Origin of the sequence: Sphingobacterium paludis (assembly GCF_004364125.1) — a bacterium.
In the GTDB taxonomy this organism is placed as follows: domain Bacteria; phylum Bacteroidota; class Bacteroidia; order Sphingobacteriales; family Sphingobacteriaceae; genus Sphingobacterium; species Sphingobacterium paludis.
The window spans coordinates 162148-178157 of record NZ_SNZV01000005.1 but is presented as its reverse complement, the minus strand read 5'-3'; the positions used below and the strand labels follow the sequence as shown (position 1 = coordinate 178157).

Sequence of the window (16010 nt, the reverse complement as noted above, 5' to 3'; positions counted from 1 at the left end):
TATTGTCATTCCATTTTGAAATAGCTTTATTTGCAAAAATCATTCAATTTATAGATGGCAAAAAATTTATTGATAGTAGAGTCACCGGCGAAAGCCAAAACAATAGAAGGATACTTAGGAAAGGATTTTTTAGTGAAATCCAGTTACGGCCATATCCGGGATTTGGTAAAGACCGATGACGCTATTGATACAGAAAATAACTTTGAACAAAAATATGAGGTTCCATCTGATAAGAAGTCCGTTGTCAGTGAGTTAAAGAAGCTAGCTAAAGCCGCAGAGATGGTTTGGTTAGCGTCCGATGAAGACCGCGAGGGAGAAGCAATATCTTGGCATCTTTATGAAACACTTGCCCTGAATGATAGCAAAACGAAACGTATCGTTTTTCATGAAATAACAAAACCTGCTATACTGAAGGCGATTGACCAGCCACGGAAAATTGATTACAACTTGGTGAACGCGCAACAAGCTCGGCGCGTGCTCGATCGGTTGGTCGGTTTTGAACTTTCGCCCGTATTGTGGAAAAAAGTAAAGCCATCCCTTTCTGCTGGGCGTGTTCAATCGGTAGCCGTTCGTTTGATCGTAGAGCGTGAACGCGATATTAATAAATTTCAAGCCGAAGCCTCTTTTAAAATTGTAGCACAATTTACAACAGGAAAAGGCAAAGAGCAGTTTAAAGCTGAACTACCACATAGATTTGAAAAGAAAGAAGAGGCCAAGCAGTTTCTGCAAGATTGCCTGCAAGCATCTTTTGAAATCTCTTCCCTAGAAAAGAAGCCGGCCAAACGTACGCCGTCCGCGCCCTTCACAACGTCTACGTTACAGCAGGAAGCGAGCAGGAAATTAGGATTTTCCGTAGCACGGACCATGCAGGTCGCCCAGCGACTCTATGAAGCTGGACGTATTACCTATATGCGTACAGACTCGGTAAACCTGAGCGATACAGCTATTGCAGCGGCTGAGGAGGAGATTATAAAAGCTTATGGTGATCGTTATCACAAAGTTCGCCGCTATAAAACGAAGTCTGCGGGCGCGCAGGAAGCGCACGAAGCTATCCGTCCGACCTATTTTTCCGAACATAGCGTGGAAGGCGACAACGCCGAACGGAGATTGTACGAACTGATATGGAAACGGGCAATTGCCTCACAAATGAGTGAAGCCGAATTTGAGAAGACGACCGCAAGAATTGATGTTTCTACGCGAACAGAGGATCTTGTTGCTACGGGCGAGATCATGAAATTTGACGGCTTCCTTAAAGTATACATGGAATCTACTGACGATGACAACGATGCTGGCCAGGAGCAAGAAGGGGACAATGCGCTGCTTCCTCCTTTAGAGAAAGGGCAGGCGTTGAATTTGAAGGATATGAATGCCACCGAGCGCTTCTCGAGGCCACCAGCTCGTTACACCGAAGCTTCGCTAGTCAAAAAATTAGAAGAATTGGGTATTGGCCGCCCGTCTACGTATGCACCTACTATATCAACCATTCAAAATCGTGGCTACGTGGTAAAAGAAGACCGCGATGGTAGAGAACGACAGTATACCGTGCTCGCGATGGAAAATGGCCAGGTCATAGAAAACATAAAGTCAGAGATGACGGGGGCAGAACGCTCCAAGATGTTCCCTACAGATATTGGCGTTTTGGTCAACGATTTCCTTGTCGAACATTTCAACGATATTATCGATTACCATTTTACCGCAAAGGTGGAAAAGGAATTCGACGAAATTGCACAAGGTGATAAAGAATGGACAGCGATGCTGAAGGCGTTTTATGGTCCGTTTCACGATGGCATTCAAGATACCTTGGAAAATGCAGATCGGGCAAGCCACGAACGCGAGTTGGGCGTAGATCCCGCATCAGGCAAGCCGGTCACGGTCCGGGTAGGAAGATTTGGCCCACTCGTGCAAATAGGCAGTGCGGACGACGAAGAGAAACCGCGGTTTGCATCGCTGCGCAAGGGGCAGATGATCGAAACCATTACGTTCGAAGAGGCAATGGATCTTTTCAAGCTTCCGAAGAAAGTTGGTGAATTTGAAGAAAAAGAAATGACGGTAGCCATAGGCCGCTTTGGTCCGTATATTCGGCATGCAAGCGCGTTTTATTCGCTTCCGAAAGGAATGGATCCGATGGATGTTTCCGAGGAAGAGGCCATCCAGATTATTAAAGATAAACGTCAGAAAGATATAGAAAAAGTCATCCGTGTGTTCGAAGAAAATGCAGAAGCTCAAATCGAGAACGGACGCTGGGGGCCTTTTATCCGTTTGGGTAAGCAGAACATAAAAATTCCGAAAGGCACGGATATAGAGAAGATCACCTACGAGGATGTGTTGAAGTGGGCCGATGCAGATCCAAAAGGAAAAGCAGCGGCAGCGAAAAAATCGGCTGCAAAAACGGCTACCACAAAGAAAAGTACGACGAAGAAAACCACAACAAAAAAAGCAGCCCCGAAAGCAAAAACGAAGAAATAAACAATGAAAAAGGATCTGCCGGAAAATATCGTGGAAGATATTTCCATTGCCATTGTGCTTGAAAGCGAAACACCGCTGGAAAAGATATGGAATGTATATTTGGTTAATGAGAAAAACCACGATATCAGCAATGTGTTGGTTTCTTCAAAAGGCTATGGTCAAAAAGATGGTCGAGAAGTGAAGACAACTACCCTCCGACATTTTATAGGAGACGTCTCGGCTCAAAGTGCCGTTAAAATCGAAGCCATCGATACGCAGGTTTTCGGACTAACGAATGAATATTGGTTAAGCTATTATATCGACAAGACCATTTACGACAAGAAGTACATCTTCCTGCCGGAAAGTATTGTCGACGAGAACCTGATGAAGGTACCGCTGGTCAACAAAGCAGGCATATTAATAGGAGGGACGCGCTAATGGCGAGGAACAATTTTGTTATCGCAATTGACGGCTTTTCATCATGTGGAAAAAGTACCGTGGCCAAAGCTTTGGCTAAAAAGTTACATTTTGTGTTTATTGATAGTGGCGCAATGTACAGGGCTGTCACGCTATTTTTTCTACGAAATAATATCGACCTTCAGGATACAAGCGCAATCGAATCTGCATTGGAAAATATACATATAGATTTTGTTCCAAATGCCGGTAAGCTACAGATCCTATTGAATGAGGAAGATGTAACGGAAGAAATCAGGATGATGTACATTTCGGATATGGTGAGTGAGATCAGCGCCATTAAGGAGGTACGACATGCCATGGTCGCACAGCAGCAAAAATTGGGTCGGCGAAGAAATATTGTTATGGACGGCCGAGATATCGGAACAACTGTATTTCCAGATGCTGATCTCAAAATTTTTATGACTGCAAACCCCAGGGTTCGCGCAGAGCGACGCTTTGCAGAGCTGGCAGCAAAGGGCGAAACTGTCACGATGGAGGAGGTAATCGATAATCTAGCACATCGTGACCATATTGATAGCACCCGTGAAGAGAGCCCGCTGCGGCAGGCCGAAGATGCCTTCGTGCTCGACAATTCTTCATTGGATCAAGAGCAGCAACTCGCCATCGTTTTAGCGCAATACGAAAAAAGAAAAAGGGATCGGTAAATGATAATAACCGATCCCTTTTTGTTGTTTAAAAACTATCCCGCTCGTCGAAGAATTGCCGTATAGACTTTTCATCGTCCTTAATTTGCTCTTTCATCGCATGAAGCGATTCAAACCATTGATCGTGTCGGATAAATTTTAAAAACTTCACGCGCAAGGTTTTTGTATAAATATCATCTTTAAAATCGAGGAGGTTGATCTCAATCTTACGGTTCATTCCATCCACTGTAGGTCGCGTGCCGATATAAGCCATACCTTTGGCAATGCGTTCGGGTTGTGGGTCGATATAATCGCCTGTTTCGATGAAGGGCACCGTTGGATATATTTCAGCTTGCACGGCGTAAATGCCATAGGCCGGAATCAGCTTATGGGCTTCGTGCACATTTAAGTTAGCGGTTGGGAAACCTATTTCCCGTCCGATCTGATCGCCACGAACCACGGTACCCGTCAATTCAAATGGGTAGCCCAAATATTTATTAGCAGTTTCTATATCGCCCTTGATCAGCGACTCCCGGATTCGTGTTGATGACACCGCGACATCTTCGATATCCTGTTCCGGAATCTGCTCGACGGCATAATCATAAATTTCCGAGAAATGTTTGAGATCTTTTATGGAGCCTTTTCGATCTTTACCGAAATGGTGGTCATAGCCGATTACAATTTGCTTTGTACCCAATTTTCCAACCAGCACATTGCTGATATATTCTTCGGGGGTTTGATTCGAAAAATCGCGTGTAAAGGGCGTGATGATAAGGTGATCAATACCGGATAGTGCCAATCGATGAGACTTCTCTTCAATGTCGTTTATTAATCGAAGGTTATCATCATTCGGATTGATAATCAACCGCGGATGCGGGAAAAATGTCAATAGTACAGTCTCTCCGCCGATCTCGTTAGCACATTCTTTTAATTTCGATAAAATCTTTTGATGACCGATATGGACGCCATCAAAAGTACCTATAGTGACGACAGCATTTGACAAGGTCTCAAACTCATCCAGGCTTCTGTATATTTTCATTCCTTTGCTTAGGATTATTTATTCTTGATTAGTGGTTTTCTGTAATTTAATCTTTTCGATTAGATTTTGCAACTGCCAAGCATCTTTTACGTCGAAATTCCCACTTTTTGTTCTGCGCAGTTTGCTGAGATGCGCGCCTACCCCAAGCGCTTTGCCAAAGTCGTGCGCAATGGATCGGATATATGTTCCTTTCGAACATGTAATTCTGAAATGAACCTCAGGCAGTGCAATTTTCTCAATAGTAAATTGGGCGATCCGGATGTTTCGTGCTTTGAGCTCAACCTCTTCACCACGCCGCGCCTTCTCATATACCCGCTCACCATTTATTTTTATGGCAGAATGCGCTGGAGGGTATTGTGCGATATCACCTAAAAATGAAGCCGTGGCCGCATGAATTTCTTCGTCAGTAAGGTGTTCGTAATCTGAGGGATGGTCGATGGACGTTTCGAGGTCATACGAGGGCGTAGATCCGCTCAGGTTGATGATCCCGGTATACTCCTTGTCCTCTGCCTGAAAAGAGTCTATCCGCTTAGTAAACTTCCCGGTACATATAATCAATAGTCCGGTAGCCAAAGGGTCTAGCGTACCGGCATGACCAACCTTTATTTTTAAAGGCTTCATGCTATTTCTCAACTTTCCAACCACGTCAAAACTGGTCCATTCCAGTGGTTTATCTACCAAAAGTACCTCGCCCTCCGCAAATTGAAATGCCGAAGAGCTGGTTTCTGCCATATCTGTCATTTATATAAGTTGCAGACTTTGCCCGCTCAATATGAATCCAATAATCACGAGTCCCACAATAATTCTATACCATCCGAAGACTTTAAAACCATATTTCGTCAGTAGGTTTATAAAGGTTTTGATAGCGATGATAGCGACGATAAACCCAATGACGTTTCCCACGATTAACAAGTTTACCTCTTCACCAGAAAAGGTGTGACCTTCCTTCAAAAATTTGTAGAGTTTCACGATGGAGGCCCCTAACATCATAGGAATGGCAAGGAAGAATGAGAATTCTGCCGCTGCTTTACGCGTCAAATTTTGTGTCATTGCACCGACGATGGTGCTGGCTGACCGCGAAGTCCCGGGAATTAATGCCAAACATTGGTACAATCCAATGATAAAAGATTGCTTATACGAGATGTCGTCCGAATTATCAATTTGAGGCTTGTTAAACCATTTGTCGACAAATAAAAGAGCCAAGCCACCTATCACCAGCATAACGGCTACAGTGAGTGGGCTTTCTAAAAGTGAATCTATAAAATCATTGAGCAAGAGGCCTAAAACGGAGGCAGGAATAGCTGCTACAACGAGCTTATAGTAAAAATCCAGTGATCTAAAGAACCGTTTGAAATAGAGGACTAATACGGATAAGATCGTTCCTAATTGTATCACAATAGTAAAAAGCTTCACAAACGGAGAGGGCTCCATGCCCATCAATGCTGTCCCTATAATCATATGACCCGTTGAAGATACCGGTAAAAATTCCGTCAATCCTTCAATGATCGCTAAAACAATAGCTTCGAAATATGTCATTAGTTGTCTGTGTTTTTGCTTTTTGGTTTATATAAAATAGAAACAAACCCTAAGGCAAAACCCAGGACAACTACAAGTGGAGCCAACGTGATTTTGGTAAAGCTGTATATGTCTTCTGTACCCATCATCAGCAAAAAACCAATGACGACGACCACAATACTTGCTATCAAAAGCTGATAGTTTATTTTTTCAAAAGGAAAGCTAGCTCGCGCGTTGCTTGTCGATGCTGAAGTTTTGATTTTTTTTTCCGACATGTGTTGATGACGTATAGTTAACGATATAGACTGTGTGACTTGGCTTTTAGATATTTCGTTACGGCAAAGTAAGTGCTAAATCCGGATATCAGGACGCCCAGCATCACAACGATCAGGAATATGGCGCCAAACTCATACCAATTCCGTAGAAAAACCAAGTCAGGAATTTGTTTTTGCGCGAATTGCAACGTGAAAATGAGCAACAATATAGCGATCAATGATCCTAAAAGCCCATGGAATATACCATAAAAGAGGTAGGGCTTTCGAATGAAATTTTTCGTAGCACCAATAAGTTGCATACTCTTGATAAGAAAGCGTTGCGAATAGATGGCTAAACGGATGGTGTTGTTTATCAACGCAACTGCAATAATGAGCAATACCACGGTAAAAGCTAGAACGACCATACCAATAATGCGAATATTTTTGTTCACCATATCGATAAGCGACTCCTGGTAAACAATTTCCTTGACGCGGCTATTCTTGGACGCCATTTGTATAAAAGTCTGAATACTGTCGGTATTCGCGTATTGCTCTTTTAGATAGACATCGATGGAAGGCAATAACGGGTTATGCCCTAAATATTCTACGAAATCTTCACCCAGATCTTCCTTCAAATTTTTTGCAGCTAATTCCTTGCTGATATATTCTGTGCGTAATACGTAGGGATCTTTCTCAATATCTTTTTGCATGGCTAGGACGTCCCCTTCGTTAACATTATCATTGACGATGATATTTAAAACGATGTTCTCTTTAACATACTTCGAGAGATTTTTTGCATGCACTAATATTAAGCCCAGCAACCCGGTCATCAATAGCACTAGCGCAATACTGATAACGGTAGAGACGTAAACAGACTTTGTTTTCTTTCTTGGTGATCCTTCTTCGTAAGTCGACATATACTGTTTTTAATGTATTTTGATGCGAAAGTAAATAATTATGCTCATTTAAGGAATATTTTCGTGTAATATCTTTCGTTAAACCGAGCAAAATATCCGCTACTCCTTAAACTTACAATATGCGCATTTTATTGTTTATTGTGAAACTTTTATATCAGTTCTAACGCAAAATAGCTATTTTCGCCTCTATTCTCGATTAAGCACAACAGGTTACAATGGAATATAATCATCAATCTTTAGAAAGTAAGTGGCAAAAATTTTGGGCAGCGCATGGAACGTTCCAGCCATCGGAGTCAACGGAGAAACCCAAGTACTATGTATTGGATATGTTTCCTTATCCGTCGGGTGCTGGTCTCCATGTTGGGCATCCACTGGGCTATATTGCTTCCGATATCTTTGCACGCTATAAGCGTTTAAAAGGTTTTAACGTCCTGCATCCGATGGGATATGATTCTTTTGGCTTGCCGGCAGAGCAATATGCCATCCAAACCGGGCAGCATCCCGCTATCACGACGGAGGTGAACATAAACCGCTACCGAGAGCAGCTCGATAATATCGGTTTTTCATACGATTGGTCGCGCGAGGTTCGCACATCAGACGCTGCATATTATAAATGGACGCAATGGATCTTTATGCAGCTTTTTGACGCTTGGTATAACAAAGCGTCGGATAAAGCGGAGCCTATCGCCGCCTTGGTTGAGCATTTCGACATAAATGGTTCGGAGGGCGTAGATGCCGTAGCTGATGACGATATTGCAGTCTTTACGGCCGCAGCATGGCAACAGTTTTCGGAGGAAGAAAAGCAAAAAGAATTATTAAAATATAGATTGGCTTATTTACGGGAAAGCACCGTTAACTGGTGTGCAGCACTGGGAACGGTATTGGCCAATGACGAAGTAATCAATGGTGTTTCCGAACGTGGGGGCTATCCTGTAGAGCAAAAAAAGATGATGCAATGGTCGATGCGTATCACGGCGTACGCAGACCGTTTACTTCGCGGATTGGAGACGATAGACTGGCCGGAGCCTTTGATCGAAATGCAGCGCAATTGGATCGGCAAGTCTGTTGGCGCATCGGTTAAGTTCGCTGTGCCTCAGATTAATCAGGATATCGAGGTGTTTACGACCCGTGTTGATACGATTTATGGTGTGTCCTTTATCGTGTTGGCGCCAGAACATGAGTTAGTTGAAACTTTAACAACCGATAGCCAACGAGCAGAAATTGAATCGTATAAGGATAGAACGGCCAAAAAATCGGAGTTGGATCGTATGGCAGATACCAAAACGGTGTCGGGGGCTTTTACAGGTTCGTTTGCTAAACATCCGCTTACTGGTGAAGACGTTCAAATTTGGATTGCGGATTACGTCTTGGCGAGCTACGGCACGGGCGCGGTTATGGCGGTGCCATCCGGTGATCAGCGGGATTACCTCTTCGCGAAATTTTTTAATTTGCCTATCATCCCGATTTCTGATACGCAGGAGGTCGACGATGCTGCAGATCCCAATAAAAACGGACGTTACATCAATTCTGATTTTATCAACGGGTTGACTTACCAACAAGCTGTCCCCGCTTTGATCGACCGATTGGTCGAGTCGAAACGTGGCAAGGCCAAGGTTAATTTCCGCATGCGCGATGCTATTTTCGGACGTCAACGGTACTGGGGAGAGCCAGTTCCCGTATATTTTAAAAATGGTTTACCTTATCTCTTAAAAGAGGACGAACTTCCGTTGCTACTGCCTGAGGTTGATAAGTATTTGCCTACAGAGTCTGGCGAACCGCCGTTGGGTCGTGCCGAGAACTGGAAATACAACGATCAATACGAGTATGAGTTGAGTACCATGCCGGGTTGGGCAGGATCATCTTGGTATTGGTTTCGATATATGGATCCAAATAACGATGGAGCGTTTGCAAGCCCTAATTCTGTTTCATATTGGAAAGCAGTTGATTTATATATTGGTGGTTCAGAGCATGCTACAGGTCATTTGCTCTACTCTCGCTTTTGGAACAAGGTGTTAAAAGATCTAGGTTATCACAACGAAGAAGAGCCATTCAAAAAGCTGATCAATCAGGGCATGATCCAAGGCCGTTCAAACTTTGTCTATCGCGTATTAGACGCAGAAGGCAAAGGAACAAACCTCTTTGTATCGTACGGTCTTAAAGATCAGTATAACACCATCCCCTTGCATGTAGACGTTAACATTGTTTACAATGATGTGTTGGATACGGACAAATTTAAGTCGTTTCGCCCAGACTTTGCTGATGCCGAGTTTGTATTGGAAAATGGCAAGTATATTTGTGGCTCTGAAGTGGAAAAAATGTCCAAGTCAAAATTTAACGTGGTTAATCCCGATGACATTATCGAGTCCTACGGAGCAGATACGCTGCGTCTGTATGAGATGTTTTTAGGGCCGCTTGAGCAGTCAAAACCTTGGAATACAAATGGTATAGAAGGGGTATATAAATTCTTACGTAAGCTGTGGCGTCTTTTTCATGACGCAGACGGAAATTTTGCCGTGACAGACGCTGAGCCTACAAAAGCGGAATATAAAGCACTCCACAAGATTATCAAAAAAGTAGAAGACGATGTCGAGCGTTTTTCATTCAATACGTCGGTATCAGCCTTCATGATTTGTGTGAACGAGCTTACGGAGCTAAAATGTAATAAACGGGCGATTTTGCAGGATCTGATCATTGTGCTTCAGCCGTACGCGCCACATATCACGGAGGAGTTGTGGGCGCTACTTGGTAATGAGCAAGGTGCAATCTCCTATGCATCTTATCCAGTTTTTAACGCGGACTATTTAATCGAATCTGAGTTTGCGTACCCCGTTTCGATCAATGGTAAAATGAAGATGAATCTCGCTCTTTCGCTTGATCTTGATCAAAAAACAGTGGAAAGCCTGGTGCTTGAAAATGCTGATGTGCAACGGTTTTTGGAGACAAAGCCTGTCAAAAAGATTATCTTTGTGAAAGGGAAAATTATTAATATAGTTATTTAATAAACTGCCGTTGTGTTGTTGAAAAGATCATCTGCCTCTGCAGATGATCTTTTTTTATATTCTTCAATTCTATTCTAACATAGAAGCATTCCCCACTGCACTATTTTTATTATCAGCGAATTTGCTGATATTTTAAATTATCGTCGAATTCGCTGATATTTCTGATTATCGTCGAATTTGCTGATATTTCTAATTATCGTCGAATTCGCTGATATTTTATTATCGATGAATTCGGAGATATTCGTGATTATCAGTATATTCGATGGCATTCTTCATTATCGCTAAATTCGCTGATATTTAAAACTGATCATGCCAAAAATAGGGCTGATGAGCAACTAGCAACGCATATAGTGATTGATGCAATTCAGAATTGAGAAACATGATAGCAATAATAACAGGCGACATTATCAAATCAAGAACAGCAACACCCAAAATTTGGCTGCCGGTTTTGGAAGAAGCAATTGCTTGCTTCTCAAAAAAATTTGATATCTTTCGGGGTGACAGCTTTCAGCTGGAGGTTTCTGTGGAGCAGGTTTTGATAGCCGCCTTTTATATTAAAGCGGCAATGATTGAAATAGGATTGGATGCACGTATGGGGATAGGCATCGGTGTGAAGGATGATGATGAAGGTCGCTTGAAAACAACCTTCGGTTCAGCATTGATCTATTCTGGAGAATCGTTTGAGGAGCTGAAGAAAGAAACACTGCATCTCCGTACCGCGGACGAAAAGCTAAATGCCTTGTGCAACACTATTTTGCCGTTGCTAACCGAGCTCACTACACGCTGGACAAGCAATATCGCAGAAACGGTTAAATTGGCTTTGTTAAATGAAGAATCAAGTCAATCCGAGCTGGCTAAGAAGTTGAAAAAGAAGCACCAAAGCTTAGTAAGCACAGCCTTGCAGAAAGGAGCATACACAAAAATACAACATGCAATTGCATTTTGTACAACGGAACTACTGAAATTATGAGTATACTTTTTTTAAAGCTCTTCTTGGCACATGTGTTGGGTGATTTCGTTTTCCAACCTAACAAACTGGTGCAAAAGCGGAAAGAAAAAATCGGTTTTTTGTTGCTTCATGTTGCCATACATGGAATGATCTTGACCATATTATTCTGCACAACCCTTTTCAAACACTGGCATATTGTACTATTCGTCACGTTTGCGCACTTACTCATCGATAGCGTGAAGATATATGTGGAAAGACAGTGGCCACTACAGCCATTTACGTTTTTTGTCTTTGACCAGTTGTTGCATCTCGGGAGCATAGTTGCTGCATTGGTGTTAGCATACGGCTGGCCAGAAACATGGACGCGAGCTATTTTCTCTGATACCAGCCTATGTTACGTCATTGCATTTTTGCTAACCGCTTATGTAAGCCCTATAGCCCTACGTGTATTCTTTAGTAAATGGACGTCACAGGCAGATTTTCTCAAAAAACCAGAAACCTCTTTACCCGATGCCGGGCTGTTAATCGGCATTATGGAACGCTTGCTGATCGTCCTATTCGTACAAATAGGATTTCTCTCGGGCATAGGATTTCTGTTAGGTGCCAAATCAATTTTTAGATTTGGAGATCTAACAAAGGCAAGGGATACCAAATTTACAGAATACATATTGGTGGGCACATTCGCCAGTTTTATATTAGGCATACTTATCGGTTATGCTTTAAAATTTGGTTTAAAATATTTAACAAATCCAATAGGCTGACCCGAGTCGCCAAAGCGTGAAAACGCCCGTTACCCGCGGGATTTGTTCTATATCCACAGGTACTAACTACAATTATTCCGTAATTATTTCGTCATATTTGGCTTGTTTTTTGTAAATTTCTTGAAGTAAAAAATGTAAGAGCTCATGGCAAGAAAATTTTTGTACGGTTTGATAGTAATGCAGGTCTTAATCTTTGCAGGACAAATTAAAGGGCAGACACTAAGTCTTCCCCAAATACGTAAAGACTTCAAAATAGGTCATAAAGATGGTGATAAATGCAAGCAACACCTCGAGTCGCTGGGTAAACACGCGGATTCACCAGTAGAGCTTGGTTATGAAGCGGCTTACCATATGTTTATGGCCAAGCACACCGGCAATCCCATCAAGAAGATGAGCTATTTTAAAGACGGCAAGAAAATGCTGGAAAAGCAAATCGCTAGTAACCCAAACAATGTTGAGCTTCGTTATATCCGGCTATGTATTCAATATTACATCCCTTCCTACATGGGATATCGGGATAATATTGAAGAAGATAAGGATTTCCTGATGAATAATTTATACAAGCTCCAGGATAAAGAGGCAAAGGAACTTCTATATACTTACCTAAAAGGTGCAAAGATGTACTCGGAAAAAGAGCTAGCGCTATTGGGCCGATAGATTAAAGTAAATAAAAATTAAATACCGTTGAACAAGATGATGAGAGCAACGTGCTTGGTACTAGCTGTCCTGATGGGCTGCACGGCAGACCTAATAGCGCAAACAAAAGTGGATATAGGCCATGTGGTCGAACTCCATGTCACGGATAAATTAAATGTAGTTTTAGTTCCGTCGGATGAAAACTCCGTTTTAGTAGATGGCGATTTGAAGGACAAAGTAGAAGTTACACAACAAGATGGAAAACTCCGCATTAAAATGGCGTCGGGCTATCCTTTGAAAGGAGCAAACACCTTCGTCAGGGTGCATTCGCCCAGCATTTACAGCTTCACAGTACAAAAAGGTGCCGTTGTACAAACAGAAGAAGGCAGCATCGAGCAAGACTCGATATTGGTCTGGGCCAATGAAGGGGGTAAGCTCGATCTAGCGGTCAATGTAAAACGCGTAGAAGTAAATAGCACAACAGGCTCCTCCGTGACCTTACGGGGTGATACGGAGTCGCAAAATATTATCCTAACATTTGGTGGTAACTACTATGCGGAAAAACTAAATTCCAAAAAAGCTTTTGCGCGGACAAATGGTGGGGGAGTCTGCGACGTAAGAGCCTCGGTAAGTGCAGACGTACAAACCCGCGCCGGCGGATATATAAATGTTTACGGCAATCCTACAGAAAGGAAGCAAAAGCGATTAGCCGGCGGTAAAATAACCTTTATGACGAAATAATAGACTTATATAGCCGATAGGGTTAAGGTGTTATACCTTGCTGCCTCCCTGCTAATTTAAGATGTTCAAAAATTTCAAACCCACGATAACCCCTGGAATAGAAGACGCACCTTGCATCGCATGCACGTAATCCACGCGCAACAAGCGATATTTTCCCCAACCCAGGTTATCGATTCCAATGCTTAGTTCGTGATAGGGCTTTCTCGCTGGCGTATGGAGAAAATGGTAGCCAGCTATAAGGCCCCACTGTAGTTCCTGTATGCCCGGTATTTTGTTAAAAAGATAACCCTTAAAATCCTGTTCTGCATGGAATTCTACAAACCCTTTGTTTGTACTATGGCTGTAATAGGGTAATAGCAAAAACGTATTATCATAAGAAGAGGTCGTACCGATATGGGTTTGGTTTCCCGAAAAATGTTTGTAATCGGTAAACGGTATGTTTTCAGCATGCAAAAATTTGCCCGCTTTTAACCGAGCACTTAACATACCGAATGGGCCCAATTGTCGGTTCTGTGCAATAGCGCCTTGCAAAAGTTGGTAGCTCATCTCGCTATGCGTTAGGTTAAACCCTTGTTTGTATTGTATGGTAAGGAGTGGATAACGCATATCACGCAAAAGCAATGTTGCATCAGGTCGGTCAACAGCTTTTTGTCCCATCGCCCACCGCAGCCCGACTTCTGCTTCCAAGACCCGATTGGCTAAAAAGGCTGGCGTTGCATAATCTGTTGGCGCCAATGGGTTGTTGGATACATAATCTCGCTCTTGCCGCAAGAATGAATAATTACTGCTGTTAAAGAGCGGACTGCGATTTGCCCAAGCGCCGGAGACCATAAGTTGAAAGGGCACCCCCAGATTCTGCGTGTATCGCAATTTGACTTGCTCTCTTTGATAGAATTGCAGGTAACTGTCTTTAAAAAACAGCGAAGTGATATTGTTGATTAAAGGCAGCGGCCCTAATTCGTCGTTAAAAGGCGTAGCCCTATTTCCAAAATTCAAGGCCAGCGTAGCATAGTTTTGCGTGTTGAAACGATGTATATAATCCGCATTGAAGCGAAGCTTCTTTTCCGAAAAACCATATTGAAAGTCATTATTCAGCTTGGTATACGAACCTGTTTCTGCCGAACCGAAACTTGCGTTTAAAGCGGCCGTAAACGTAAACCCTTGCACCGCATTAAAACTCGCTTTAGCAAAATTATTTAAGCCGAGGTATTCCAATTTAAATTGCTTTTGTGAGTTCTGATATGCATAGCCGAGGAGGGGATCCAGCGGACTAAATTTATTTTTAGAGCGGTCCACAGAATCTAAATAGGCGCTACTGTTACGCACAGTTTGCATACTGTCTTTAAATGCATAGTCCTGACGTTCCTCGGCTGTTAGCTCTATGGGACGTGCAAAACTCCAATAGGCTGAGTCCAATAAGTTCGATCCCTTATTGATCTTCGTTAATGTATTGCCAAATGTACCCTTCGGAAATGCTTTCACGAATTCGTAGTTCGAAAAGTTCTGCATATAATTGCCGGCAGCCTTGACACCAAAGAAGCTGAGTTTAAAATCCAGTCTTTGGAAGGATTTTGTTCGGCGCTGGTCTTGATCATTCCAAGCATAATGCTGCGTAATGTGCAGCGTGTCCAGAACAGGCTGCTGCAGGCGATAACCAGGCAGTGAGAAATCGGCCGCGTATATTTCCCAGCTGTTCTCAACAATATAGATAAACCCATCCACCGTAGGTTCTTTGTCTCGCTTAGGTTGGACTTTGATTTTGAAAATCTGCTGACCGTCCTCTTTAGTGCTATTGATCAATGTATAATTGTAATACGATAAGGCATTGTAGGCAATGGGCGAAATGATACCATTCCATAACCCAACCATATTGCTGTAAAAATCGATATTCGCGCCGATTGCCGTATTAAAACTAAAACCTTTGTCATCTCCACTAACCTTCGACGCAATAACTTCTTCGTATAACTTATTCGGTTTTTTGAAACTTATTTTTGATACGGTTTCCGACAGGTAAATAATGCCGGAGCCGCTGGAATCGAGGCCCGGAAAGTTGTCTGCGCCGGCACGCGCCATCCGCTTTGGCAAGTTTTGAACACGCATCAGACCTTTGGAATAGAAATCGGCGCGGTAACTGTCTATTTTATTTCCATTCTCTTCTCGATGACGTATGGCTTGTTTAATGATTCGGAGGGCTGGATTATCACGGTTGGTGACCACAACTTCCTCCAACGCATTAATTTCTTCGTCTAACACGACGTCTACCTGTAACGTTTCCCGTCCTATTTCAATTTCCTTGTAAAAGGTTTGGTAGCCCAAGCTCTTAAAAATTAAGGTCTGCCGGCCCTTCGGCAATCGTTCCATAAAAAACTCCCCACTAGCGTTTGTCGAGGTACCGATGTAACTGTTTTTTAGCAACACCGTTGCCGAAGCGAGTTTCTCGCCATTTTTATTGGATACCGTACCCTCCACTTGCGCGGCGAGCCATATAGGAAATACGATGGATAATAGAGTGACGACTAATTTCATGAATATAATGTAGGATCGATACATCTCGAATATAGCTGTTTTTATAGAAGCGTCCTATTAAACCGAGCAAAATTCTTCGCCGATCTGGATCGCCGAATCTACAGAAACCTGTTGTAAAAAAACCTAAA

Annotated in this window: 14 protein-coding genes; 8 read left to right on the top strand and 6 right to left on the bottom strand. The window is 42.7% G+C overall.

Annotated features, from left to right (window positions below; translation table 11 throughout):
- Positions 1-54 precede the first annotated feature (54 nt).
- The 3 genes from topA to cmk are packed head-to-tail and all read left to right on the top strand — an operon-like array spanning position 55 to position 3566.
- Positions 55-2466, top strand: a complete 2412-nt coding sequence (gene topA, locus B0I21_RS11075; protein WP_133640541.1) for a type I DNA topoisomerase — start codon at positions 55-57, stop codon at positions 2464-2466.
- Positions 2467-2469: 3 nt separating this feature from the next.
- The gene (locus B0I21_RS11070) at positions 2470-2883 is read left to right on the top strand and encodes a hypothetical protein (protein ID WP_133640540.1); all 414 of its coding nucleotides are present in this window, start codon (positions 2470-2472) and stop codon (positions 2881-2883) included.
- Positions 2883-3566 (top strand): (d)CMP kinase, encoded by a 684-nt coding sequence (gene cmk, locus B0I21_RS11065; protein WP_133640539.1) that lies wholly within the window; start codon positions 2883-2885, stop codon positions 3564-3566. The genes B0I21_RS11070 and cmk overlap by 1 nt, the downstream gene beginning before the upstream one ends.
- 28 nt (positions 3567-3594) lie before the next feature.
- Here cmk and B0I21_RS11060 read toward each other — a convergent pair whose 3' ends face one another.
- Genes B0I21_RS11060 through B0I21_RS11040 form a run of 5 tightly spaced genes read right to left on the bottom strand, consistent with a single transcriptional unit; the run spans position 3595 to position 7270 of the window.
- Positions 3595-4584 (bottom strand): bifunctional riboflavin kinase/FAD synthetase, encoded by a 990-nt coding sequence (locus B0I21_RS11060; protein WP_133640538.1) that lies wholly within the window; start codon positions 4582-4584, stop codon positions 3595-3597.
- 18 nt (positions 4585-4602) lie between these two features.
- Positions 4603-5325 (bottom strand): tRNA pseudouridine(55) synthase TruB, encoded by a 723-nt coding sequence (gene truB / locus B0I21_RS11055; RefSeq protein WP_133640537.1) that lies wholly within the window; start codon positions 5323-5325, stop codon positions 4603-4605.
- The gene (locus B0I21_RS11050) at positions 5326-6120 is read right to left on the bottom strand and encodes an undecaprenyl-diphosphate phosphatase (protein WP_133640536.1); all 795 of its coding nucleotides are present in this window, start codon (positions 6118-6120) and stop codon (positions 5326-5328) included. It abuts the gene before it with no gap.
- A complete protein-coding gene (locus tag B0I21_RS11045) occupies positions 6120-6374 on the bottom strand; it encodes a DUF3098 domain-containing protein (RefSeq protein WP_133640535.1) in 255 nt (84 codons plus the stop codon). The genes B0I21_RS11050 and B0I21_RS11045 overlap by 1 nt, the downstream gene beginning before the upstream one ends.
- Before the next feature lie 17 nt (positions 6375-6391).
- Positions 6392-7270, bottom strand: a complete 879-nt coding sequence (locus B0I21_RS11040) for a cell division protein FtsX (protein WP_133640534.1) — start codon at positions 7268-7270, stop codon at positions 6392-6394.
- Between the two features lie 215 nt (positions 7271-7485).
- Here B0I21_RS11040 and leuS point away from each other — a divergent pair, with 215 nt between their 5' ends.
- The 5 genes from leuS to B0I21_RS11015 all read left to right on the top strand — a co-directional run bounded on the left by leuS (position 7486) and on the right by B0I21_RS11015 (position 13356).
- Entirely contained in the window at positions 7486-10269 is a 2784-nt protein-coding gene (leuS, locus tag B0I21_RS11035; protein ID WP_133640533.1) for a leucine--tRNA ligase, read from the top strand.
- 379 nt (positions 10270-10648) lie between these two features.
- A complete protein-coding gene (locus B0I21_RS11030) occupies positions 10649-11239 on the top strand; it encodes a hypothetical protein (RefSeq protein ID WP_133640532.1) in 591 nt (196 codons plus the stop codon).
- Entirely contained in the window at positions 11236-11979 is a 744-nt protein-coding gene (locus tag B0I21_RS11025) for a DUF3307 domain-containing protein (RefSeq protein ID WP_133640531.1), read from the top strand. The genes B0I21_RS11030 and B0I21_RS11025 overlap by 4 nt, the downstream gene beginning before the upstream one ends.
- Before the next feature lie 144 nt (positions 11980-12123).
- Positions 12124-12636 (top strand): hypothetical protein, encoded by a 513-nt coding sequence (locus B0I21_RS11020; protein ID WP_243836053.1) that lies wholly within the window; start codon positions 12124-12126, stop codon positions 12634-12636.
- 36 nt (positions 12637-12672) lie between these two features.
- Positions 12673-13356, top strand: a complete 684-nt coding sequence (locus B0I21_RS11015) for a head GIN domain-containing protein (protein WP_133640530.1) — start codon at positions 12673-12675, stop codon at positions 13354-13356.
- Between the two features lie 51 nt (positions 13357-13407).
- Here the strand turns inward: B0I21_RS11015 and B0I21_RS11010 are convergent, their stop codons facing one another.
- Complete coding sequence (locus B0I21_RS11010; protein WP_166637836.1) at positions 13408-15882, bottom strand: DUF5686 and carboxypeptidase regulatory-like domain-containing protein; 2475 nt, start codon at positions 15880-15882, stop codon at positions 13408-13410.
- Positions 15883-16010: the final 128 nt, after the last annotated feature.

Bases quoted from the DNA above. Each gene is read 5' to 3' on its own strand.
- truB (WP_133640537.1), bottom strand. From the start codon at position 5,325: ATGACAGATATGGCAGAAACCAGCTCTTCGGCATTTCAATTTGCGGAG.
- B0I21_RS11010 (WP_166637836.1), bottom strand. From the start codon at position 15,882: ATGAAATTAGTCGTCACTCTATTATCCATCGTATTTCCTATATGGCTC.
- B0I21_RS11030 (WP_133640532.1), top strand. From the start codon at position 10,649: ATGATAGCAATAATAACAGGCGACATTATCAAATCAAGAACAGCAACA.
- B0I21_RS11060 (WP_133640538.1), bottom strand. From the start codon at position 4,584: ATGAAAATATACAGAAGCCTGGATGAGTTTGAGACCTTGTCAAATGCT.
- B0I21_RS11015 (WP_133640530.1), top strand. From the start codon at position 12,673: ATGATGAGAGCAACGTGCTTGGTACTAGCTGTCCTGATGGGCTGCACG.
- leuS (WP_133640533.1), top strand. From the start codon at position 7,486: ATGGAATATAATCATCAATCTTTAGAAAGTAAGTGGCAAAAATTTTGG.
- topA (WP_133640541.1), top strand. From the start codon at position 55: ATGGCAAAAAATTTATTGATAGTAGAGTCACCGGCGAAAGCCAAAACA.
- cmk (WP_133640539.1), top strand. From the start codon at position 2,883: ATGGCGAGGAACAATTTTGTTATCGCAATTGACGGCTTTTCATCATGT.
- B0I21_RS11020 (WP_243836053.1), top strand. From the start codon at position 12,124: ATGGCAAGAAAATTTTTGTACGGTTTGATAGTAATGCAGGTCTTAATC.
- B0I21_RS11025 (WP_133640531.1), top strand. From the start codon at position 11,236: ATGAGTATACTTTTTTTAAAGCTCTTCTTGGCACATGTGTTGGGTGAT.
- B0I21_RS11050 (WP_133640536.1), bottom strand. From the start codon at position 6,120: ATGACATATTTCGAAGCTATTGTTTTAGCGATCATTGAAGGATTGACG.
- B0I21_RS11070 (WP_133640540.1), top strand. From the start codon at position 2,470: ATGAAAAAGGATCTGCCGGAAAATATCGTGGAAGATATTTCCATTGCC.
- B0I21_RS11040 (WP_133640534.1), bottom strand. From the start codon at position 7,270: ATGTCGACTTACGAAGAAGGATCACCAAGAAAGAAAACAAAGTCTGTT.
- B0I21_RS11045 (WP_133640535.1), bottom strand. From the start codon at position 6,374: ATGTCGGAAAAAAAAATCAAAACTTCAGCATCGACAAGCAACGCGCGA.